19 protein-coding genes are annotated in these 23,292 nt (G+C 52.5%); 6 read left to right on the top strand and 13 right to left on the bottom strand.

Translation table 11 applies throughout. From position 1 onward, the window contains the following. The 3 genes from QEH52_RS11105 to QEH52_RS11115 all read right to left on the bottom strand — a co-directional run. Window positions 1–623: transposase (locus tag QEH52_RS11105; RefSeq protein ID WP_308950478.1), on the bottom strand; the 623-nt coding region annotated here is incomplete at its 3' end. Between the two features lie 365 nt (window positions 624–988). Continuing rightward, window positions 989–1,690 carry an ankyrin repeat domain-containing protein gene (locus QEH52_RS11110; RefSeq protein WP_308950479.1) on the bottom strand — a complete coding sequence of 234 codons (702 nt, stop codon included), beginning with the start codon at window positions 1,688–1,690 and terminating at the stop codon, window positions 989–991. 9 nt (window positions 1,691–1,699) lie between these two features. Next, entirely contained in the window at window positions 1,700–3,313 is a 1,614-nt protein-coding gene (locus tag QEH52_RS11115) for a hypothetical protein (RefSeq protein ID WP_308950481.1), read from the bottom strand. Between the two features lie 126 nt (window positions 3,314–3,439). On the opposite strand from QEH52_RS11115, the gene QEH52_RS11120 reads away from it, so the two are divergent. Beyond that, window positions 3,440–3,853 carry a hypothetical protein gene (locus QEH52_RS11120; RefSeq protein ID WP_308950482.1) on the top strand — a complete coding sequence of 138 codons (414 nt, stop codon included), beginning with the start codon at window positions 3,440–3,442 and terminating at the stop codon, window positions 3,851–3,853. 161 nt (window positions 3,854–4,014) lie between these two features. Here QEH52_RS11120 and QEH52_RS11125 read toward each other — a convergent pair whose 3' ends face one another. Beyond that, complete coding sequence (locus tag QEH52_RS11125) at window positions 4,015–4,320, bottom strand: FtsB family cell division protein (protein ID WP_308950484.1); 306 nt, start codon at window positions 4,318–4,320, stop codon at window positions 4,015–4,017. 60 nt (window positions 4,321–4,380) lie between these two features. Here QEH52_RS11125 and QEH52_RS11130 point away from each other — a divergent pair, with 60 nt between their 5' ends. From QEH52_RS11130 to QEH52_RS11140, 3 genes are read left to right on the top strand one after another with little or no spacing between them, the layout of a single operon-like run. Continuing rightward, a complete protein-coding gene (locus QEH52_RS11130) occupies window positions 4,381–5,199 on the top strand; it encodes an ExeA family protein (RefSeq protein ID WP_308950486.1) in 819 nt (272 codons plus the stop codon). After that, complete coding sequence (locus QEH52_RS11135) at window positions 5,199–5,915, top strand: hypothetical protein (protein WP_308950488.1); 717 nt, start codon at window positions 5,199–5,201, stop codon at window positions 5,913–5,915. The genes QEH52_RS11130 and QEH52_RS11135 overlap by 1 nt, the downstream gene beginning before the upstream one ends. Continuing rightward, window positions 5,915–6,352: a VanZ family protein gene (locus QEH52_RS11140; protein WP_308950489.1), complete on the top strand. Its 438-nt coding sequence runs from the start codon at window positions 5,915–5,917 to the stop codon at window positions 6,350–6,352. Before QEH52_RS11135 ends, QEH52_RS11140 begins: the two co-directional genes overlap by 1 nt. 112 nt (window positions 6,353–6,464) lie before the next feature. Here the strand turns inward: QEH52_RS11140 and QEH52_RS11145 are convergent, their stop codons facing one another. The 4 genes from QEH52_RS11145 to gap all read right to left on the bottom strand — a co-directional run bounded on the left by QEH52_RS11145 (window position 6,465) and on the right by gap (window position 11,357). After that, the gene (locus tag QEH52_RS11145) at window positions 6,465–7,799 is read right to left on the bottom strand and encodes a thymidine phosphorylase (RefSeq protein ID WP_308950490.1); all 1,335 of its coding nucleotides are present in this window, start codon (window positions 7,797–7,799) and stop codon (window positions 6,465–6,467) included. Window positions 7,800–7,996: 197 nt separating this feature from the next. Continuing rightward, window positions 7,997–8,776, bottom strand: a complete 780-nt coding sequence (gene tpiA / locus QEH52_RS11150) for a triose-phosphate isomerase (protein WP_308950491.1) — start codon at window positions 8,774–8,776, stop codon at window positions 7,997–7,999. Window positions 8,777–8,838: 62 nt separating this feature from the next. Continuing rightward, complete coding sequence (locus QEH52_RS11155; protein ID WP_308950493.1) at window positions 8,839–10,032, bottom strand: phosphoglycerate kinase; 1,194 nt, start codon at window positions 10,030–10,032, stop codon at window positions 8,839–8,841. A 299-nt stretch (window positions 10,033–10,331) separates the two neighbouring features. Then, window positions 10,332–11,357 (bottom strand): type I glyceraldehyde-3-phosphate dehydrogenase, encoded by a 1,026-nt coding sequence (gap, locus tag QEH52_RS11160; protein WP_308950495.1) that lies wholly within the window; start codon window positions 11,355–11,357, stop codon window positions 10,332–10,334. A 384-nt stretch (window positions 11,358–11,741) separates the two neighbouring features. Between gap and QEH52_RS11165 the strand changes: the two genes are divergently transcribed. Beyond that, on the top strand, window positions 11,742–12,845 hold the full coding sequence (locus QEH52_RS11165) for a fatty acid desaturase (protein ID WP_308950497.1): 1,104 nt from the start codon (window positions 11,742–11,744) through the stop codon (window positions 12,843–12,845). Window positions 12,846–12,916: 71 nt separating this feature from the next. Here the strand turns inward: QEH52_RS11165 and QEH52_RS11170 are convergent, their stop codons facing one another. Beyond that, entirely contained in the window at window positions 12,917–15,346 is a 2,430-nt protein-coding gene (locus QEH52_RS11170) for an alpha-amylase family glycosyl hydrolase (protein ID WP_308950499.1), read from the bottom strand. 125 nt (window positions 15,347–15,471) lie between these two features. Between QEH52_RS11170 and mnmA the strand changes: the two genes are divergently transcribed. Beyond that, entirely contained in the window at window positions 15,472–16,542 is a 1,071-nt protein-coding gene (gene mnmA / locus QEH52_RS11175) for a tRNA 2-thiouridine(34) synthase MnmA (RefSeq protein WP_308950501.1), read from the top strand. 182 nt (window positions 16,543–16,724) lie between these two features. Here the strand turns inward: mnmA and QEH52_RS11180 are convergent, their stop codons facing one another. Genes QEH52_RS11180 through QEH52_RS11195 form a run of 4 tightly spaced genes read right to left on the bottom strand, consistent with a single transcriptional unit; the run spans window position 16,725 to window position 23,218 of the window. After that, window positions 16,725–18,833: a transglutaminase family protein gene (locus tag QEH52_RS11180; protein ID WP_308950503.1), complete on the bottom strand. Its 2,109-nt coding sequence runs from the start codon at window positions 18,831–18,833 to the stop codon at window positions 16,725–16,727. A 21-nt stretch (window positions 18,834–18,854) separates the two neighbouring features. Next, window positions 18,855–19,745: a transglutaminase family protein gene (locus QEH52_RS11185; protein WP_308950504.1), complete on the bottom strand. Its 891-nt coding sequence runs from the start codon at window positions 19,743–19,745 to the stop codon at window positions 18,855–18,857. Further along, entirely contained in the window at window positions 19,742–20,611 is an 870-nt protein-coding gene (locus tag QEH52_RS11190) for a transglutaminase family protein (protein ID WP_308950505.1), read from the bottom strand. The genes QEH52_RS11185 and QEH52_RS11190 overlap by 4 nt, the downstream gene beginning before the upstream one ends. Before the next feature lie 42 nt (window positions 20,612–20,653). Then, complete coding sequence (locus QEH52_RS11195) at window positions 20,654–23,218, bottom strand: circularly permuted type 2 ATP-grasp protein (protein WP_308950506.1); 2,565 nt, start codon at window positions 23,216–23,218, stop codon at window positions 20,654–20,656. Window positions 23,219–23,292: the final 74 nt, after the last annotated feature.

Below are 23,292 nucleotides of genomic sequence, written 5' to 3' on the forward strand. Positions count from 1 at the left end.
CCAGCCTGCGCCGCTTTCACACCCACCACCGCTTCCGCATAACCACAGAAGCGGTAATCCTTCGGATCCTCCACAATGCCAGCACGCACAGGATTGAGATCAATATAAGCCGCCATCGTTTGCAGCGGATTACCATGTCCCTCAACCAGAACCGACTTAAAGCGGTCGGCCCACAGTGTGCCATAGCGCTTATGATTACGATTAAACCAGACCGAAAAGCGCTGCTTCAGCGATTTCATATATTCAGAAACATCGCCCATCCGCGCCAATAATTTCGCACGCAACTGCTGCGCCTCCTCCGAGTCCTCTTTCAACTGAGAAGTCAGCACTTTGACCGAATCCGCCTGATACTTAGTAGGTTTCGGATACAGCACCTTATAGCGGCGCATCAGCTCGGCATCATCCACCTGCTGACCGTCCGGCACACGCAAGAGCACATGAAAGTGGTTCGACATCACACAGTAAGTCAGCACCTGCACTCCGCAGAAATCAGCCACCTGCCAGATCATTTTACGCAGCATCTCCTTTTCACGATCCTCGAACAAGCGCTCCCCATTCACCACCCGCGTCATGCAATGATAAACGGCATCTCGACCATGAACTTTTGTGCGACGAACTTTCATAATATCCTCCCCCTTCCCAGCTGACTCTCTGCACATCACCAACTCGAGTCAACCCATTTCTTATAGCCTGGTTAATTAAAGATCTTTTCTTATAGCCTGGTTAATTAAAGATCTCTTTTTCCTAGGAGCTCTGTTTGAGGACTGGAACAGTCCGAGTGCTCCGTTAAAGGAAAATTAGGCATAAGATCGCTAGGGCGGGGAGAACGGCTATCCACCGCAAAATCGGGGGCGACTCAGGCGGGGCTGCGGTGGGACGGTCGATTGGAACCGTTGCTTGTGCAGGCCAGTTGCGTCGTTGCCGAGTTGATACGAGAGATGGCTAAAATCATGAAACACTGGGGCATCTCCTTCACGCTAAAGCTGTCTCATTGCCCGTTATAAGCTTGAAGCAAATCGACAACACCTTCCCTTTTGTTTCTTTCAGCCCAATACAAAGGTGTCCGCTTGCTTCGGTCAGCTATCGTCGGGTCTGCGCCATTTTCAATTAGCCATTTAACAACTGTAACATCCCCCCTTTGTGCTGATCTCAACAAAGCGGTTTGTCCTTGCCTGTTCGGCACATTAATGTTGAGACCGAGGCGTTTAACAAATTCCAATGCATCGGATGATCCCGAACTGGCCGCCCAATGATAAAGACTTTCACCAGAATATGAGGTCAACGTCGGATCTGCTCCATGATCGAGCAGCTTTTGCGCAATTTCGAGTTCATTTCCAGAAAGAGCACTCATCAAAGGTGTCATTTCGCCGGCTAATCTGGTGTCGGGTGTCGCTCCATTATCGAGCAATACTTCGGCGATTTGTTTTTGTGAATAACTAATTGAGAAATCAATTGGTCTTTGGCCAACGGTATTAACTGGCTCGTTCAAATCGACGCCAAACTCAATTAACGCTTTGACGATCTCCACATAGCCAAACTTTACTGCGGTAGTTATTAGGTGAGCATGAGACCTGGATTTTGCTGTAACTGGAACTCCCGCTTCTAAATAATTTCGAACACAAACCGCGTCCCCTTTTTCACAGGCCTCAAAGATGGGATGGCTATCTTCAAGCACAACTGTATTTTCCATAACCATAGTCTAATCGAGGTGTTGTATGCTTATTGTTGTAATAGGAGGATTCAGACTGTCGAACCATTTTTTGACTGTCGAAGTCAGATCGTTTGCCCCGTTGGGCATCGCATATATTACTCTTGAATAATTGCCAACTTCATCCAGATCAAGCAGAGCTTTTGTTACCCATGCTTGGGCATGTTTAAGTGTGCGTAACGCAATGGTGGATCGTTTAAATTGATAGTAAAACAAATCTGCCCCATTAGAAACAACTACATCTATATCCGTTCTTCCCGTTTTACCGAGAGCCTGAGCGGCGTCGTCCCAGGGAACATTTACACGCTTCGAGAACTCAACCACATTATGCCCTTGGCGGACAAGTTCTGCTGCACCTTCGATTTCATAGCGATAACCTTTGGTCTGATTGATTCCGCGTGCCGTAGACTTTAAAGTGTCTAATGCCAAATCAAGACCCTTAACCGTTGAAACTTCTCCAATGTCCATGAGTAGGTTAGCATGCCTATATTGACTCCCGAAAACGTTTGCGTTATTTAGTGCTTTTTTGACTAGTTCTGGATTAATTCCTTCGTCCAGAACCTTTACTAATCCTTCCAATGCATCGTCGAGATCTGGTGATGCTTTGAGAGATGCCAAAACATCATCGGAAAATCCAGCCGTTGTTTCCACTAACTTTTTCGCAGCTAACTCGGAATAATCATCTACCGCGTTCTTAACAGCTTGACTAAAGTTTTCTCCGAGGTGATCTGCGCTTCTTACCGAAGCCTCCCAAAGTTCTTCACTCACCGCTACCTTACTGAAGCTATCAGCGTAGGAATCATTGTTCTTTAGTAGGTTAAAAAAACCTTCCTCAGCTTCGGTAATTGATTTCGTACCTTTTACTACATCGATTGCTCTCTTAAGTAACATCCGCGTGAACGGAGTATCGCCGAACCGTTGAACGATGACACGAAGGAAGGTAATAAATCCATCAGCAGGCCCAATGAGAATGCCACCGATCCCAATCATGGCTAACGAAGTCTCGACCGAATTTACCTCTTCCTCCGACCATCCAACCTTTCTAAAAAGGTTTTTGACAATGACTCCAATGTCTCCAACGACCAAAAAACCTCCAACTACGCCACCAACCATACCCGCGTTGTTTTCGGTATCGCCACCCCAAAAACCTATCCAAGCTTGACTGATATTTCCCCAATTCGCAACGTCAGTGATGAATGGAAGTGTCGTTCCCTCCGGATTGACTTGGACACTAATTTGAATTTCGGCTGAGGTGTTAACGTCTGGGAGCACTCCGACGTAAAAAACTCCGAGGCCATTTGAATCAATATGAACTTTTCCATTTTCATTTAGCCCCCAAATCTGAACAAACTGGCTTCCTGGATTGATCGTTACGGTTCCTTCTGAATTCGGCGGACCTAGGACTCTGACAGAAGTAGATGTGAAGTAAGGGACATCAAGTGGAGTTCCATCTTCCGATGTGAGCGGGTGGCCCTCTGGGTCGTTGAGATTTGGGATTAAATATGGATTTTCTAGAGTAAGCACGAGTGGAGCTGTTGACGTTGTCGTCCCCTCCCAGATAAACATTCTTTCTCCAACCTTCGCCGTAGCGTAAATATCGCCCAAACGCTGGCTGTTTGGTGTAAGTGTGGCTGATGAGGTCCCCCCTGAAATTGTTGTCTCGTCAGTAAGAGCAATTTCTTATAGCCTGGTTAATTAAATCTCCTTGGTTAATTTAATCTCCCGGAATCGATGCCTGAGTTCGAAACTGAGTGGGCAATCAAGTTATCCAGACAAGAATTAAGGCAAAGAGCAGCCTTCTCTCAAATAGAGAGCGAAGAGTTTGAATCACTCGCAAGAGAGTTCCTCAAAGGCTACACCGAACGCTATGACGAATATTATGACGACGCACGGGCCAGAGAACTAGGCTACAACTATGGGCTCAAATTCGACCCTGAAATATACGGAATGCTCCCATTTTCAACACTCAATCGGCTACTAAAGGATCGTAATCAAATTGAGCGCAAATTCCCCATCAACGATGAAGCGGAATGGCTGTGCTTCTGCAGGGCCTTCGATCACGGATTCGTCGACGGTTACAACATCATAAAAGAAGGCATTACCTACCGCACGAGAAGACCGGAGATCCAATTATTCGACAAATAAGGATTTACAGGCCCAACTCAGGCTAGCGTTGCTTGCGTGACGCCACTCTGCGCGAGAGAAATCTGCCCGTGGAGGCCTGAAGCTTCAGAATCTTCAATTTTACTGCGCAGGCTGCCTGTTAATTTGCAGTTAAACGCTCGCCTGAAAAGGCCGTCATGTGCTTATGGCTCGTCCGAGAATCGGAACAGCAACTCGTCGGGACGGGCGTAACCAAGCCGCTCGCGCACGACACGCTCTAGAAACTCGGGGTCATCGATCAGGCGCGCCATATAGGACTCCTTTTGATCAAACTCTTTTCGAGCTTGTATGAGCTTAGCCTCGATTCTATTTTCGCGGGCTTTGAAGTTCATATACTCTCGATGTGTCTTCATGACGAGCCCGCCAAAAAACACGACCAACACGCATAACATGCCCATCAACATGAGCACAAAAGCACGTTCCTTTCGCTGGGCAGAATTTTTTGACATCAGACAGGACAAAGAAGGCCATTTTCCCGCACTTGGAAAGGGTATTTTAATCTAAGCACTATGTATCTCGAATACTTCGGTTTTAAGGAAATGCCTTTTCACGTAACGCCCAACCCGCGTTTCCTCTTTCTCAGCCCCACTCACGAGGAGGCGCTGCAGCACTTACGCTATGGGATCGAGGACAAAAAGGGCTTCATCGTACTGACCGGAGAGGTGGGCTGCGGCAAGACGACGCTCTGTCGCAAATTGCTCGAAGAGCTGGACTCGCGGAAAGAAGTGGACACCGCGCTGCTATTAAACCCGCGCGTTTCTGAGACTCAACTGCTGCGCGGCATCATGAAAGAGCTCGGCGAGGAGGTCAAAGCGCGCTCTAGCAACGACCTACTGGACAAAATTAACGATGTATTGCTGGAGCGCATCCACGCGGGCCGTGAAATTGTAGTCATCATCGACGAAGCGCAAAACCTCTCCTTTGAGGTCATGGAGATGCTACGCATGCTATCAAACTTGGAAACCTACGACCAAAAGCTGCTGCAGATCATCTTGATGGGTCAACCGGAACTGAACGAGAAGCTGAAAGAAGAGCGTCTGCGCCAATTTCGCCAACGCGTGCTGGTGCACTACGACCTCAAACCGCTCAATCAGATGGAAGTACAACTCTACGTGCTGCACCGGCTCTCGCTAGTTGGCAGCAATGGGCAGCCACAGTTCACACCACGCGCCATCAAGAAGATTGCCAACAGCAGCCTAGGCATTCCTCGCATGATTAACAATATCTGCGACAAGTCATTACTCTCTACCTTCATCCGCAACGGCAACGAAGTCACCTACTGGGACGTGCGCCGCGCCCTCAAAGACATCAACCGCCTACATCGATAATGAGCCTAATCAACCAAGCCCTTCGAAAAGCCCAACGCGACCGCACGCCTAACCGCATGGCGCAACCCGGTGAGCAGAGTGCGCCGGCCTACGCCCAGAGCGCGGCGCGCGGCATGAGCCCTGCGCTCGTGATAGGCCTCGTCATTGCTGTCGCAGTGCTGATCGGCTTAGTGGTAGGTTTGAGCGTAGTGATCTTTAGAGATAACTCCACCCCGGCACGACCAATCAGCAATGCCGCGAGTGCGACGCCTGCGAGCGGCGAAAATCCAACTCCGGCTCCGCAACCTGCACACAGCCCGATTCCGCAAGCCTCTGTTCCAGCGCTGGCACCCACGACAGCTGCCCCGGGGGAGAGTACTGCAGCCGCTCCCAGCGTAGTGGACGAATTGCGCAAAGCACGTGAAGCCGCCGAGGCAAAAGCCGCCGCTGAGGCCCAAGCAGCTGCCAAGGCCGCCGAACTTGAAGCAAAAGCCGCCGCGGCCGCCAAGGCCCGAGCAGAAGCGAAACCTAGCCAAGACATCATTACATGGCTAGGGCAAGCGAAGCTTTCAGGTGTCAAAATATCCACCAGCGAAAGCAAAGTCATCTTAAACGGCAAAGCTTATGCAGTCGGCGAATATGTAAATTACAATCTCGGGCTCAAGGTCATGGTGATCCAACAAGAGCGCGTTTTATTCATGGACAACAATGGCAAGAAATACATGAAGCGTCTATAATGCAGGGCAAGCCATCCAAAATCCCGCGCGCCTACTTATGGCCAGTATTACTCATCATCGCCATCTTCGCGGCCTCTAGCACCTCGCGACTCGCCACACCCGACCTCGGATTTCAATTTTCAAAAGACAAGTTGGCTCATTTTTTAGTCTTCGGCCTGGTCGCGACAGCCGTACTGCGCACGCCAAAGTTGCGAAGCTGCCGTTGGCGAGACCTCATGATCGCAGTGTTGATCACCTCGGCCTATGGTGGCTGCGACGAGTTTCGCCAGTCACTCACGCCAGGCCGCAGCGTGGAAGTGGCCGACTGGCTGGCGGACACTCTCGGGGCAATTGTCGCCGTCAGCGTCTATGCCCGCTGGCACAGTTACCGCCGTTTACTAGAATGGCGCGTCCCAGCCCGTCGTAGGGCCTCTGCTACGCAAAGGCCAAGCTTATAGATCATATATTCTTAGAGTGGTATTAATAGGCAGGATTGCATAAAAAAGCCCTGCCGAATCAACGGCAGGGCTTGGAAAACAATTAAATCGAGCCGATCGGCTCGTGGGCCACTTAAGCGACGCGCTCGACAATAAGCTCTGGTGGATTCGGACGCTTAGGCGCGAGGCGGTAGGCAGTCTTGAGGTATTCAAGCGCTTCTTCCATCTTCGCTTCGTCGTTGTAATGAATCATCATCAATGGCTCACCTTGTTTGACCTGCGTGCCAACCTTCTTGATTTCGGAAACTCCAACCGCGGGGTCGTATTTACCGTTCTTACGCATGGCTAGTTTCGCCACGCCTTCTGCAATCAATCCGGCATTAATGGTGTGCACATAGCCGCGCTTAGGCGCAGGCAATTTACGCACATGCTTTGCAGTCGGGAATTTCTCTGGATCGTCGATCACGGATGTATCGCCTCCCTGTGCGGCCACCATATCCTTAAATTTCTGCAGAGCGGAACCATCCTTAAGGTGACGTTGCACCGTCTGCTTAGCAGACAGCGTGGAACCAGCGACACCTGCAAGACGCACGATTTCCATACCGAGCTTAAGCACCAATTCTTGCAAATCTTCCGGACCTTCGCCCTTGAGCAATTGGATTGCTTCCTTGAGTTCCAAGGCGGTGCCAACGGTATCGCCGAGCGGCTGATTCATGTCAGTGACCAATGCCACACAGCGGCGCTTCATCGAGCGGCCGACACGTGTGATGGAGCGCGCGAGTTGCTTGGCTTGCTCGACATCTTTGATGAAGGAGCCGTTGCCCCACTTCACGTCGATCACGAGCCCTTCCGCTCCCTCAGCCAACTTGCGGCTCAGCACACTGCCCGTAATCAAAGGCAAGCTGGGGATGGTGCCCGTCTCGGTGCGCATCTGATACAGGATGCTATCAACGGGTGCGATTTCCGGATCTTGCTTGATAAAGGTGCAGCCCACTTTCTTCAACTGAGCATGGAAGCCCTTGAGGTCGAGCACGGGATCGAAACCAGGGATTGCAGAAAGCTTACTCAGATTGCTGATGATGTATTCCTCATCCACACCATTCATAGTGGGCATCACGACGCCACATGCAGCTGCAAGCGGAGCCAGCACTAGAGTGGTCTTATCACCCACACCGCCGGTCGAGTATTTGTCGATCTTTGGGCGTGTGATCTTGGTCAGGTCGATGACCTCACCGGAAAGCATCATTTCTTCAGCAAAGACAGCGGTCTCTTGCGCGGACATGCCTTGGAAATAGACTGCCATCGCGAAGGCAGCCTGCTGAAATTTCGGCATCTCTTCGTCTAAAATAGAGTCGACGATGAAACGGATTTCTTCGTCGGTGAATTCGCCACCGTCACGCTTCTTTTCAACCAAATGGCTGAACGAAGGCTTGATGAATTTGCGCGAGCTAATGATCTTTTTTCTCATTTAATGAGTATGTGTCTTCTGTGGATAAAACCGCCCGAGGCGGCATAAACCTTTGATTAATGGGCACTAATGAGCCAAATGTCGAGCTTAAAATGAAATTCCTGCGCAACTGACTAGGTCACGGGGCCCCATTTGAACAACAAAAAAAGCCGGAGGCCTCTCGGCCTCCGGCTGAATAAACTAGCAAGAATGGACGCTTACTTGGAGAGCTTTTGTGCGCTCTCAACAAGAGCTGCAAAAGAGTTCGCCTTAAGGGCCGCACCGCCGATGAGACCACCGTCGATGTTCTTTTGAGCGAGCAGATCATCTGCATTTTCTGGCTTCATAGAACCACCATAAAGGATGCGCACCTTATCCGCAGCTTCTTCGCCGATCAGGCCAGCGAGCATGCAGCGGATTTCAGCGTGCACTTCTTCGGCCATCTCAGGAGTGGCGGTCTTACCAGTGCCAATCGCCCAGACGGGCTCGTAAGCGATCACAAGTGCGTCCGCAGCATCCGCTTCGACGCCGACCAGTGCACCTTCGAGTTGTGTCTTGATGACTTCGTTGACCTTGCCGGCCTCACGCTCTTCGAGTGTTTCACCGACACAGACGATGGGCTTCAGGTTGGCAGCAAGTGCAGCGAGTGTCTTCTTGTTGACGATCGCATCGGTCTCACCGAAGTATTCGCGGCGCTCGGAGTGTCCAAGGATCACGAAGTTAGTGAAGAGGTGGCGCAGCATTTCAGCTGAGATCTCACCCGTGTAAGCGCCGGATGCTTCGAAGTGCATGTTTTGTGCACCGAGTTGGATGTTCGAATTGTTCACGACCTGAGAGACAGACTCCAGTGCTGTGAAGGTCGGGCAGACACAGACCGTAACATCGGTTTGTGCACCAACGAGGCTGACTACGTCTTTAGCGAGCTCTGCGCCTTCGGCAGAATTCAGGTTCATTTTCCAGTTACCTGCGATCAGGTATTTGCGTGCGGATGTGCTCATAATATTGATGAATGATGGCGGATTGCGGATTGCGGATGAATAATTAATGATGGCGGATATGGCTAAGCTTGATCCAGGGCGGTCACGCCGGGAAGCTCTTTACCTTCGAGGAATTCAAGTGAAGCACCACCACCGGTGCTCATGAATGTGACTTGATCGCCGTAACCAGCCATCTTGATCGCCTTCACCGAGTCGCCACCACCAATGATGGAGCAGGCGTCGGACTCAGCAATCGTCTTAGCGACTGCGAACGTGCCCTTGTTGCAGGCGTCGATTTCGAAGATACCCATCGGGCCATTCCAAAGAACAGTCTTGGCTTGCTTCACTTCGTTGCTGAAGAGCTCGATACTCTTAGGACCGATGTCGACACCTTCCCAACCATCTTCGATGTTACCTTCAAAGAACTGAGTTTCCCCCACAGTGCCGGCACCGAAGTCGAGATCCTTCACCGCGAGGTTATCCACTGGCAGCAAGAATTTGACGCCCTTTTCCTTAGCCTTGGCCAAAGCAGACTTTGCAGTCTCGATGAAATCAGGCTCGCTGAGCGATTCGCCGACCTTGCGGCCTTCAGCGAGTGCGAAAGTGTATGCCATGGCGCCACCGATGATAATGGTATCGGCCTTTTCCAGCAGTGCATCGATCACCTTGATCTTATCAGAGACCTTTGCGCCCCCAAGGATCACAGTCAAGGGACGCTCGGGGTTGGCAGTCTTATCGCCCAAGTAAGCGAGCTCTTTTTCGATCAATAGACCGCACACGCAAGGTGAGAGGTGCTTCGCAACGCCTGCAGTGGAGGCGTGCGCGCGGTGCGCGGTGCCAAAAGCATCATTGACGAAAGCGTCCGCCAACTTAGCCAGTGCGGCAGCAAATTCCGGGTCATTCTTTTCTTCCCCCGCATAGAAGCGGACGTTTTCCAACAGCATGACATCGCCGTCGCCCATTTTGGCGACTTCAGCTTCGACTTCTTCGCCGATGCAGTCTTCGACAAAAGTCACAGGCTGGCCCAGTTGTGTCGCGAGTTCTTCGGCGACAGGTGCGAGTGTGAACTTCGCGTTCTTCTCGCCCTTGGGACGACCGAGGTGCGATGCCAGGATCACCTTAGCACCCTGCTCGATCAGAAGCTTGATGGTAGGCAGCGCAGCAACGATACGAGAGTCGTCGTTGATTACGCCGTCCTTAAGAGGCACATTGAAATCACAGCGAACGAACACGCGTTTGCCAGAGAGATTGACGTCTTTAATGGTTTTTGTGGCCATAAATATGTGGCGGCGCTTCGCGCCGAGTAAAAGTGAATGTGAGAGTGATACTGTGGACTGGTTCCGGATATTTGAATATGCCCGCCTGCGCTCTAGGAGCGACGGCGTGGTCTCTTTTTCTTCGCGCCGGTAAACCGTCGAGAAAAAACCCGTCTTACGCTCTGCGAGCTTGGGAGGGTCCTTTTTCTTCGCGCCGGTAAACCGTCGAGAAAAAGAAAGGCCGCCGCAACCAAGAATCCGTATGGGATACCTGCCGCGGCGGCCTGAAAATTCAATCAATGGTTACCAGAGATCCGGGTTTAGAGGAACTTGGAAACTTTTTGAACAAGCTCAACGACGCGGTTGGAGTAACCCCATTCGTTGTCATACCAAGAAACAAGCTTGAAGAATGTGTCGTTCAGACCCATGCCGCTGCCTGCATCGAATACGGAGCTAAGCTCTTCGTGGATGAAGTCAGAAGAAGCCACTTCGTCTTCAGTGTAGCCAAGGATCCCCTTGAGCGAACCTTCAGAAGCTTCCTTCATCTTAGCGCAGATGTCTTCGTAAGTTGTGCTCTTTTCAGTCTTAACTGTAAGGTCAACAACCGAAACAGTTGGAGTTGGCACGCGGAAAGACATACCAGTCAACTTGCCTTGAACCGCAGGAAGCACGAGGCCAACAGCCTTCGCAGCACCTGTTGTGGAAGGAATGATGTTAAGCGCAGCTGTGCGGCCACCCTTCATGTCCTTAGGCGAAGGACCGTCCACAGTCTTTTGAGTCGCTGTGTACGAGTGAACTGTTGTCATCAGACCTTCAGCAATGCCGTAGTTCTCAAGAACGACCTTAGTGATCGGTGCCAAGCAGTTAGTTGTGCAAGATGCGTTAGAGATGATGTTGTGGTCCGCTGTAAGCTCGTCGTCATTAACGCCAAGAACAACAGTCTTCACGCCGTCACCCTTACCAGGAGCGGAGATGATGACCTTTTTAGCACCTGCTTCAAGGTGACCCGCAGCTTTTTCGTCTTGAACGAAAAGACCAGTCGACTCGATGACGATGTCTACGCCAAGCTCTTTCCAAGGAAGGGCTGCAGGACCTTCGCGAAGTGCGAGTGTCTTGATCTTGTTACCGTTCACTACCAGAGTGTCGTCACCCTCTGTAGTTACAGTGCCCTTGAAACGACCCTGTGTGGTGTCATACTTAAGAAGGTATGCAAGATTGTCTGCAGGAACGAGGTCGTTAATAGCAACCACTTCGATTTCAGAGCCAAGGAGACCCTTCTCGACGAGCGAGCGAAAGACTAGGCGACCAATGCGGCCGAATCCGTTAATTCCAATTTTTGTAGCCATATTATATATGTATGTATTTTTTCAGGTTGAGATAAAATCCGTAAAACTGGCACTTGTATGCAGGTACTTTGCTATGGCAAGTGTTATTCCGTAGATTCAGTTGAATTGAATTGGAGCGAACATCGCAACTTATCCAAAATCGTCAAGCTATAAGTTAAATTAATCAAAAATGCATATTGGCTAGCCGTGCAATACCATGAATGCGCTTGACATTAGCAACATTCATGCGATGACTACGCGCATCTACTTCTAGGCGGCAGCAGCCCGAACCTAGACGTCGTGATCCTCTGTGCATGAGGCACTTACAAAGTGTGTAATCGCTCGAATCAGCCCAATCTCTTGGCACGATTCAGCCTAATGAGCACTACAACCAAAGATTTATTTATGAAAATTAAAAACTGGGACATGTTCGCATTTGTCGTCGTCTACCACCTAGCATTGGTAGCGCTATTGCCTGCATTTATCAACGTCTTCTCTTGGAGCGCGGTGGCGCTCTTCTTAGTCACCTACATCATGGGAGGCATGTCGATCACCGTCGGCTACCACCGCATGTATTCGCACAAAGCTTACTCCGCCAATGCATTCTTTGAATGGTGTGTGCTCCTCAGCTCCGCATTGGCTTTTGAAATGTCGGCGCTCAAATGGTCACACGACCACCGCGTCCACCACAATCACGTCGATACCGACAAGGACCCCTACTCGATCAAAAAGGGCTTCTGGTATGCCCACATTCTGTGGCTATTCGACTATAAGCGCGACTTCGACAAGAGCCTGGTGGCCGACCTCATGAAGAACCCACGCGTCATGCTGCAAGACAAACACTATGGCAAATTCCTGCTGGGCGTGAATTTCGCAGTGTTTCTGATTGGCTGGGCGATTACTGGCAGCGCGCTGGCCTCGTTTTACATGGGCTTTCTAATGCGCATGGCGATGATCCACCACTGCACATGGTTCATCAACTCACTCTGCCACACTTACGGCTCCAAAACTTATGCCCGTGAACTCAGTGCCGTAGACAATGCGATCCTAGCGACACTCACCTTCGGCGAAGGCTACCACAACTACCACCACGCCTTTGCAGCCGACTACCGTAATGGTATCCGCTGGTATCACTTCGACCCCTCGAAGTGGACCATCTGGCTCGCATCTAAGCTCGGCTTAGTTAAGAACTTGCGCGTAATCAACGAAATCACCGTGCAAAAATCACTGGTCTCCAAGGACAAGAAAATGATCCTCGACCACATCAGCCATGAGATGGACGACTGCGCCGCCGAGCTCAAAGCGAAGCTCGAAGAGCTCTCAGCCACTTTCGAAGAAAAAGCCGCCGCCCTCATGGCCAAAGCCCGCGAACTCAAAAAAGCCAGTGACGACCAGAAGGAGCACCTGCAACAAGAGATCAAAGCACTTCGTGCCTCCCTCAAAGAAACTTGGGACGAGTGGGTCGAAGTCACACGCAACGCCGCGAAGCAGTATGAGTTTGCACACTAAATACTGCGATTAATTAAATTTCAAAAAGGCCCGACATGCACATGCATGTCGGGCCTTTTTTTTTAGAGCGCTTAGACCAACCACAAACCGCAAGTCAGCGGCGGCAGATTAATACGCGTGGCATCGAGCGGGATACGCGCGGAATCGATGCCCTCCAAGCGAAAACGTTCCTGATCCGCAATCTGCTTGAGCCTTTCTGGCTGCAAGTCCGCACACTCGATATCGGCATACACCAAGTGGGGGTTGATCGCATAGACCAACTGTGGTGCGTCAACCGAATGGTCTGCGTTAAAGAGCACCACTGCCGCACTCGAGCCCTCTGCAAAGAAAAATTTCACGTAATCTTCGCTCATACCACCATCATAGCGCAAGGCCTTGCCCAGGGGCGACAAGCGAAAGTGAATCCAGTCACGAAAATAGCCATGCGTGCCTGAATACACGTAGCGCCGATTATAATCCAGCGCGTTAATGTCGCCACGCTGATAGGTATTCTCGACCCCACGCTTCGAGCGCATAAAGTCCTGCCCTTCGGCCAGCATCGGAACCCCCAATGAAGCAAAGAGCAACGAAGCCATCAGATGTGTCCGGCGGCGATCCAGGAGCGTGGGGTCCGTGCCATCCCCTTTCGGGCGCTCGGTAATGCGGTCAATCCAGCAGTGGTCATCGTGCGATTCCGTATAATTAATCGTCTGCGCAACGAAGCGCGTCGTGCCAGGCGAGCCCGCCACGAAATGGCGAATAATATCCTGACTGCCCTCCCCCTTCACGTACTTGGCGATACACTCGCGAAAGCCATCGTTCCAAGAGGCAAAGCCCGTTTCCTTAAGCTCCTCTTGAATGTGCCCACGGAAGCTCCACGGCTCCGCGATTAAAATCAAAGAAGGCTTCACTTTCTTGAGTTCGATCTCAATTTCGCGCAAGACCTCGATGCCAATTAACTCCGCGAGATCGAAGCGGAAGCCGTCCACATCGTAGGCCTCCACCAAGTGCTTCAAACTATCGATGATCAAGCGACGCCCCATCGCCGTATCGCAACGAAGATCGTTACCGCAACCGCTCCAGTTCATCAAGTCATTCCCCTGGTCCAGGTGAAAGTAGTAGAACTTATCAATAAAGAGCAGATGATTCGGCTCCCCCACATGGTTATAAACCACGTCGAGAATCACCGCTAGATCCTGCCGGTGAAAGTCCTCGACCAATCCACGAAACTCTTCGATTTGCGAAGCCTTTTCAGGCTCTGCGGCGTAGCTGCTCTCCGGCGAGAAGTAGTTCACCGTCATGTAGCCCCAGTGGTAATCCTGCGGCTGTTCATTATCAAATTCCTGAATCGGTTGTAGCTCCACAGCATTGACTCCGATTTCCTTCAAATAGGAGCCCTCTGCCTGCAGCCATTTGCGCAAGCCCGCATAGCCCGAACGTTCTTGAGCCGTCAATTCAATCGGCGCATGCGCCGCCAAATCGCGCACGTGACCTTCGAGTATCACAAGATCGTGCCAAGACGGTGGCGTAAAAGGGGCACTCACCTTAGGCATGCGCTCCGGTGCCACCACGATACCTGGGCCACGTCGTCCCAAGCAAGCCTTCGCGTATGGGTCCAGCACTGCAAAATTCGGATCAAAGTGCGAAGTCCCCTCCACACTCAAACCTCCCACCCGATAGCTGTAGTAATATCCGTCCAGATTCCGATCCACGACCAGTGACCAAGTGCAACCATCCAAGCAGCCCATCGAATACAGCTGCGCATCGCTCCCATCGGCCAACTTGCCATAACTCACCTTCACCGAAGTTGCTCGAGGTGCAAACAAGCGAAAAGTTGTTTGGTCGCCCTCCACCAGTGCCCCCAGCTCAAGATCTGTCTTCGCAGCAGTCAAAAACTGCGTATGTGGCAACTCATGCACTTCCTGCTCATCCGCCGAACGCCATATAATCTTCTCATTGCCGATCGGCTCATAGCCTACAGGTGTATGAAAGCGAAAGATGTGATTCCCCGTCTGCTCCGGCTGAAAAAGGAAGTTTGAAACGCCATCCCGCTCCATGCGATTCGGCGCACTATCCGGTACGTCCAGCCAGACCTCATGATCTGTCACAAACTTAAAGGCAAAAGCCTTGCCCGAGGGAATCAACTTCAACGGAACTCGCAACTCGTAGACTGTCTCCGCGGCGTCATCTACAGGCTTCAATTCCCACTGCGATTGCCCCACCGCTTTGCCCCATTGATTAAAGTCTGCCCCCAGGAATACTCGCACCTTACGATCCAGAAGCTGCGGGTATCGACTCGAACGAAGCGTAAAGACCCAACTGTTCTTTCGTCGGTAATAACGGCAATAGCGCCCACACTCCTCTGGCGACAAACGCTCCACCTTCGCAAAGGGCTGCTCTTTCGGCCCCAACAACAGAGGCGGTAAAGTCGTCGTACTCGGCCAATTAGCGGAAAGGATCACTAAGCCCGAGTCCCGTGATTCCCAAAATGCATTCGCGATCTTTTGCGTCTTCTTACCCATAGCGTCCTCTATTGTCTGCAAGAGACCCTAGCAAGCGCAATACCCATTAACAAAGAAGTAGCAGAATTCCATCAGTCACCTCAGTAATTGACGCCATCCAATTCTAGCACTTACTTAGGCCGCTTATGAACAAAATCCTGGTAGCGCTCTCGGGCGGCGTCGACAGCGCCGTAGCAGCTTGGCTCCTCAAAGAGCAAGGTTACGACATTTCAGGTGCCTACATTCGCACTTGGATGAACGAGGAAATGCCCCTCGCAGACTGCCCTGCGCAACAAGACATCGAAGACTCCCGTGCCGTCGCCGCCCACCTAGGCATCGACTACGAGATCGTCAACCTCGTCAACGAATACCGCGAACACGTAGTCAACTACCTTGTCGACGGCTACCAGCGCGGCATCACCCCCAACCCGGACATCATGTGCAACCGGGAAATGAAGTTTGGCATTTTTCAAGACTACGCCCTCAAGGCAGGATTCGACGGCATCGCCACCGGCCACTACGTGCGTAAGTTCACCAACGACGACAGCAGTCAGGACCTGCTCGAAGGACTCGACAAAAATAAAGACCAAACCTATTTCCTCGCACTTCTGCGCCAAGAGCAAATCCGGCACGCCCTCTTCCCCGTCGGCGAGCTGGAAAAGCCACGCGTGCGGCAACTCGCACTAGAGAACAAATTGCCCAACGCCACCAAAAAAGATAGCCAAGGCATCTGTTTCTTGGGCGACATGAATATCAGCCGCTTCCTCGAACACTACATCGACGACAAGCCGGGCGACATCGTAAACCCTGAAGGCAAAGTGCTCGGCCGCCACCGCGGCCTGCATCGCTACACCACCGGGCAACGTCGCGGCATCGGCGTGCCCTCCAACACCGACAACGAATTCTACGTCGTCACCGGTCTCGACATGGAGCGCAACGAGCTCATCGTCGCCTTCGACAAGCCCGACTCCCCCGGCCTGTTCACCTCCGAGGTCGAAGTCTACGGCCTCAGCTTCGTCAATCAAAGCATCAGCGAGCCCTGCCGCCTACTCGCCAAGCCCCGCTACCGCGATCCCTCGCAAGCGATCCACTATACACCACTAGGTGACAACCGTGCCAAAGTCAGCTTCGACCAGCCCCAGCGAGCGCTCTCGCCCGGCCAAATCCTAGCCATCTACGACGGCGACAAACTACTGGGTGGCGGATTTTATAAATGACCCTCATGAAACAACACCCCCCATTTGTATGGCCCGATGGGCAAAGATGCGCAGTCACCTTGAGCTACGATGATGCCCTCCCAGTGCACCATGAGCTCGTTGCCCCTCAACTGAGCGCGCGCGGCCTGAGGCATGCTTTTATATCTGCGCCAGCCCCAACTTCACCGAAACCGTCCTCACCACTACCCGCGTAACTGTCGGCGCAAATCCAGGGTGTGGCGAAATTCCGGTGCGAGCTTGGGCTCAAACTGCGCGGGCTTGCGGCCGATCAAATCAGAGGCGATCTGCCAACGATCTGCGCGGCGCTGAGCAGCCTCCTCACTCGTTTGCGGACGCCCCTCATAGACGGGCCCGAAGGGATTCCAGTAATGATAGCGCGCCGCTTGCAGCGTCTCTCCGGAACGCTTGCAGACCCACTCAAATTCGAGCGGCGATTGAATCGGTACGTGCGGATGCAAGGCCGGATACGCACTAGCACATTTATAACGCAGCCCACAAATCATTTGCCCATTGACCAACTCGAAGGGCACTTGCACTCCGTTGACTAATAACAAGGCGTCGGCGCACAGGGCGGAATCCGACAGCGTCAACTGCAGCCGGTCGCTGGAATTGTCCACCACCCGCACGGTGTTCGCGCCTTGGCTTTCTTCCGCCATCAAAGGAAAGGATTCGAAGGCTTGCCGCAAGTCGACATGCCCACCCGGCACCTCTAAGCGCCCGACACTGGGGCAACGGAAGGACAAAACGGGCTCAAGCCACTCGGCTTGGAATGGCAAACCATGCGCCGCCAGATCATCGCAGATGACATGCACATCTTCCCACAAAAATGCCGGCAGGAAATAGCGATCGTGTAACAATGGGCCAAACCGGTTCAGCGGCTCACTGAAGGGGGCTTTAAATAGGCGCGCGATAATCGTGCGCACAAATAATGCGATCACCGACATGGTCTCGATTTGCGGAAAAGTCTCAAACGCGCGCAGTTCGATGATGCCCCACTTACCATTGGGCGCAGAGGGATTACAAAACTTATCAAAGCAAATCTCAGTGCGATGCGTGTTCCCCGAAGAGTCGGTCAGTAAGTTACGGTAAAACTGATCCAATAGCTCTCCCTCAGGCGCCGCACTCAGCGCTTGCACGCCCTCACAGGCCACCTCCAACTCATACAAGGAATGCATAGGCCCCTCGTCCACGCGTGGCGCTTGGCTACCGGGACCGACGTATTGCCCCGTAAACAAATAAGAGAGCGCGGGATGATGCTGCCAATAACGCAAGACCGAAACGATGCGCCGCGGCTCTAATAAAAAGGGATTGCACTCCAAGCTAGGTCCACCAAACGCCAAGTGCGAGCCACCGCCAGTCCCATAGATCGCTCCATTGAGCTGCCGCTTAGTTAGTTGCAAACCGACAGCGTTGGCGGCCCGCGCGCACTGTCGCAGAAAACGATCGTACTCCACCCAAGTTGCCGCAGGCGGCAAGTTGATCTCCAAAACTCCAGGGTCCGCGGCCAGCCCAAATTTGAGCAAGGCATCGCCTGCGGCCTTGGGCGCATAGCCGCAAAACACGATATCACTAAAAGCACTGGTAGCGATGGTCGCATCAAAAAATGCAATGAGAGCCTGAAAGCCCACCCAGTCCAGCGGCGGCACAAAGATCTCCAAAGCACCCTTGCGCACTTCGATGGTTAGCGCCGTACGCATAGTGGACTCGTCTAAATCCCCCAGCGGCAAGCGTAGCCCCACAGGGCTGTCGCCCATAAATAATTGCAATGGTTCCTCCTCTGAAAACGGCCACTGCGCCGAGGTCCATTCTCCCTCAACATAATCAAGCGGTAAGACCCAGCCAGTCGGCGTCCTTTGCTCCGCCTCACAAGCGGGCAGCACGAAGTCACTCAAGCCCAAGTGCTCAGCGACCGTTTGCATTAAACTACCAGCGGCAGCTGGCTCATTCTGCCCCGGCACATCGTCCAGCAACATGCGAGCTGTATCCGACCAGAGCGGCTCCCCCGACTGACGGTGTAACAACATGCAGTTCCAACGAGGCAGCGGTTCGCCCGGATACCATTTGCCAAATACCTGCATGGTTAAAGCGCCCGGATAGACCTCACGTATCAGCTCGGCTGTCATACGCCGGGCATAGCCCAGCTTTTGCTCCCCCATCGCGGCATTGTTCCATTCAGGAGCGTCCGGCTGAGCAGGAATAAAGGTCGGCTCGCCTCCCATCGTCAAGGCGATGCCTTGCGACTGCAGCGAATCTTCAACTTGTTTGGCGAGGGATTGAATATTTGGGCTCATAGTAAAATTCGTAGAAAAAAATCATTGATCCATCCCCTCGATCTCAAGACTGACATCCATCGTGGATGCAACGGATGCGTTAGCGAAATAAGAACCTTGAATCGGATCAACGGCCTTCGGGTCGTGCGAGACGGCACAGGGAATAAAAAACCCATTGGCTAAAATACCATTGGTCGGGTCAAAGCCCTTCCACCCGGCACCGGGCAAATAAATCTCCGCCCAAGCGTGCATGGAACCGACCGCCCGGTTAAACACATGCGTGTCCTCACCCGCAACAGGAGGATCATATAAATACCCACTACAGAAACGAGCCGCGAAACCAAGCTGCCGCGTAATCGCAATAAATAGCACTGCCATATCGCGACAGGACCCGGTCCTCAACGCCAATGTCGTATCCGGATCTTGAATACCCTCCTCATCACGCCGCACATAGTTAATATCGCGCGCCACGGCGGCATTTAGATCCGACAAAAACTGCACCACATCGACATGTTGCATCGGACTCGGCACAGCCTGATAAAACCAGTCCAAGACACGACCAGCCCCTTTGGGCGCTTGAGCGTTCACATAGGGCCGAAGTGCAGTCAAGTCGGGCTCACGATAACTTAAAGGATATGCAGTGGCATAGCTTTCGAGAATAAAGTCGAAGGGGTTATCTTCGCCGACCTCGATCACGATCGAGGTATTGAAACTTAACTGCTGCGATTCGAGCAAACCGAAATTACAGCGCAACACTAGATTGCCATAAGCATCACGCAGCCATCGTTGCTGCGAAGCAGGCGTGGTGGCTACCTCGAAGCGTACAACGTGGCGCAAGTGACTATCGAGTGGTCGTAAAAACAATGCGTGATCACTAAAACTGACAGCGCGTTCATAACTATGCGTCGTGTGATGTTGGATACTTAATTTCATGTATTTTGCTTCGTTCGTTCCAGTGAGACAATCACATTCAAGCGTTGGTCCGTCGCCCCTTTATACGTGCCCCGCATCGGTGCCACATCGCGATAGTCACGACCGACAGCCACTTCGATGTGCCGCTCGCCTACGGCTTGATTATTAGTCGGATCCAGCCCCCACCAAGTGCCCCCGGGCAGATAGACTTCAACCCAAGCATGACTGGCCGCCGCACCGATTAAGGCGGGGTCCGTAGTCTCCGGATCATAAGCCTCAATATAGCCACTCACATAGCGGGCCGGTATGCCGTTACTGCGCAAGATAGCGAGCATCAGATGCGCAAAATCCTGACACACGCCATGGCGCTTACGCACCACTTCCGCGATCGGGGTGGAGATGTCGGTCGCCCCCGACTGATACTTAAAATTCTCATAGATCCAAGTATAGAGCGTGCGCAAAGCATCACCATACGAATCCGCCTGCTTGAAAAATTGCTTACGAATACGGCGATGCTGGTTAAGCGGCACATGGTAACTCGGCTCCAAGAACTCAAATAACTGGTAGCGCATACTATTAAAGATCTGCCGCACCTCGCCCACGCACAGATCCAATGCCGCGGTGGGCGGCTCCACTGCGAAAGTTTCAACTTCCGTCTCCGAAGTGACCGTGAGTGCATTGTGTCGGTGTGGGATCGTGAAAAACTCCACGTGGTTACCAAAATAATCAACGTAGTGATCCACCTTGGCTGCAGGCGTGATATCCAAACGCCGATTTAATATGCGCTGCGAAGCATTGGTTTGCGGCCACACGCGTAACTCTGCAAACGACTCAGAGGCCGGAACAGCGTATTTATATTCGGTGGTATGGGAGACTCGGAAGCGCATGAAACAATAATTGAATAAGCAAAAAGAACGCCAACTCACAGTTTATTCCAAACCAAAGAGCGTCGGCTCACGCGCAAAAACATCCTGATGACTAAAAAAGATATCCTCCAGGCGCTCGTGCAAGGCCTCCACTTGCTCCGCAAGGCCGGCAAAAGCCTCGCCCACAAACTCCGCCGAGTGCTGGGCCGATTTAGGCGGCAGCTCACCAGCATCCAACCAGCCCACTTCATCCATCGGGCTCTGAGCCAAAGGAAAATCAGCCAATACCTGCAACAAGCCATGAATCTGATCACTCAGATCACTGCCCAGCGCGCGTGCCCCATTGTAAGAAAGTGTGCCGATCGCATAATCTAAATTACGCAGACAGAAATTAACCGAACTCGGCACATGCTTCGCCTGCAGCATCAAACTGCAAATGCGGTCGACATAGGCGCGTGAACGAAACTCTCGCCGATACGCGTCCAGACAGCCAAGTAAGCGCAACAAAGCAGTCAAATCGGCGCTCTCCTCGTCCACTTCATGGTAGGCCTCTACCACTCGCGGCATCGCGACCTTTAAAACTGCTAAGGCTCCGACCGCACGCTCAAAAAAGATGCCAACACGATAAAACTGCCAGGTATCATCATGCGGCATGGTGCGCTCCGCGGTGCCATTAAAGCGAGCCAGTTCACTCACCATATGCGCGCACAGCTCTGCCAGTCGCGCACGGCTCACTGGGCGCTTCGCCTCTGCGTTGAGGTAAAGTGTGATATCTTCCAAGACTTCACGACACTCGGGACTGATCACCTCTCGCACACGCTCCAGCGAATTGCGGGCATAGCTGATACACGCACGCACCGAAGCCCCCTCATTGGCATCCAACAAAAGACTCTTAGAGAGCGGTAAAGTATCGCGCGGCGGTCGCTTACGCTTCGTCACATCACTCTGCCCCGTGGCCGCAGCCACCGCTTGCAGCAGCGGCCAGTAAGTGCGCTGCTCTGCATGCGCCATCTGATCCCAACGCAAACGCTCTAAGGTATAAAATTGACGCGCAGTATTCTCCGCCCGCTCCAAATAGCGCCCGGCCCAGTACAGCGACTCCGCCACACGACTACTGATCGAGAAGCGCTCCCCCATCTGTGCCGGTGGACGCTTAGGCGCGGAATCCTGCACCACACTGTCGGGCACCCACACATCTTTCAGACCGTCCGTGGCAATCGTCAATCGCCGCGTACGATGCCCCGAAACTTTCTGCCGTACCATGCCACCCGGCAGCACAATAGGCTCCTTACCAAGAATATAATAAACACGCAAATACCCACCCCGCGCCGAAAATTCACCCTCCTTAAAACGAGGAAGCTTGGCAGGTTCAGGAATCGATTGCGCCACAAAATAATCAGCATGCTTCCGGGCAATACGCGCCAAAGAAGCCGCTGAATTTTGCGGGCGCTCCCCGCAAATTTGCCACAACATATCATGATCCTGCATGGGTTTGAGCACAAAGTCCTCGCGGTGCTCACTCACATATTCCCGTTGATCCACATCGCTCAAATGAAAAGTCTCCACTGAGCGCAAGATCGGGCTCTCATTACGATAGTGCCCAATAATACGATCACTGTATCGTAACAAAGCACGATTATCCGTCACCCCCGCACCCGGCGCATTCACAATCGCCACATTGCCCTGACGCCAGGCGTTGATCAGCCCCGGCAAGCCAAAGACATTTGCATTCGGCACCGCAATCGGGTCCAACGCAGAACTTTCCACCCGCCGATAAATCACATCAACCGGCTCCAGGCCTCGAATCGTTTTCAAAAACACACGACTCTCGCGCACCAAAAGATCGCTCGACTGCGCAATCGAGATCCCCATGTGACGCGCAATAAAAGCCTCTTCAAAATAAGCCTGCCCCGGCTGCCCACTCGTCAACAACAAGATATGTGGGTTCGCCCGTGCGGACTGCGCGCGCAACATTTCTAGCAAGTAAGTGCTAAAGCCCGCCACCGGCGCCACATCCACACGCTCATACAGCTCAGGAAAGACCTGAGATAAGATACGGCGATTTTGTAACACATGCGACAAACCAAAGGGCGTGCCCATATGATTTTCGACCACACGCCAGTCCCCCTCGCCCGCGTCTACCAAATCAAATGCGCCAAACTGCGAATATTCTCCATAAGGCACCTCGATTCCACTCAAAGGCCGCAAAAAGGCTGGGTCACGGAGCGCCAAGTCATGCGGAATCACTCGCTGACGCAAAATATTCTGCTGCGAGTATAAATCCTGCGCATAGGCATTAAACGCCAAGGCTCGCTGCACCACCCCCGTAGAAATCAGCTGCCACTCCTCCGCACCCAAGGAGAGCGGAAACAAATCCAAGCCCCAGGGGTTCGCACTGGAGCGACTAGAGGTTACATCCGAAAACTGTAGGCCCAACTCCTCCACCGCAAAATCCAACCGCTGCTGACGCTGGTTCAAGTCCCCGGGGGAACAAGACCGAATCACATCTACAATCGGAGCATAAGGCGCACGCGCAGAGCCCTCAGCATCGAACACAGCCGAAGCCCCCCCTCCGTGAAAACCACGAAAAGGGTCCACCTTCAAACGAACCTCATCAAGCTTGCGCATATGCCGTCAAAATGCATCGCAGTTTGAATGATTGAAAGCCCAATCTACACAGACTGTAAGCGACGCCTCGCCAT

This window comes from Thalassobacterium maritimum, assembly GCF_031127805.1.
Classification (GTDB): domain Bacteria; phylum Verrucomicrobiota; class Verrucomicrobiia; order Opitutales; family Coraliomargaritaceae; genus Thalassobacterium; species Thalassobacterium maritimum.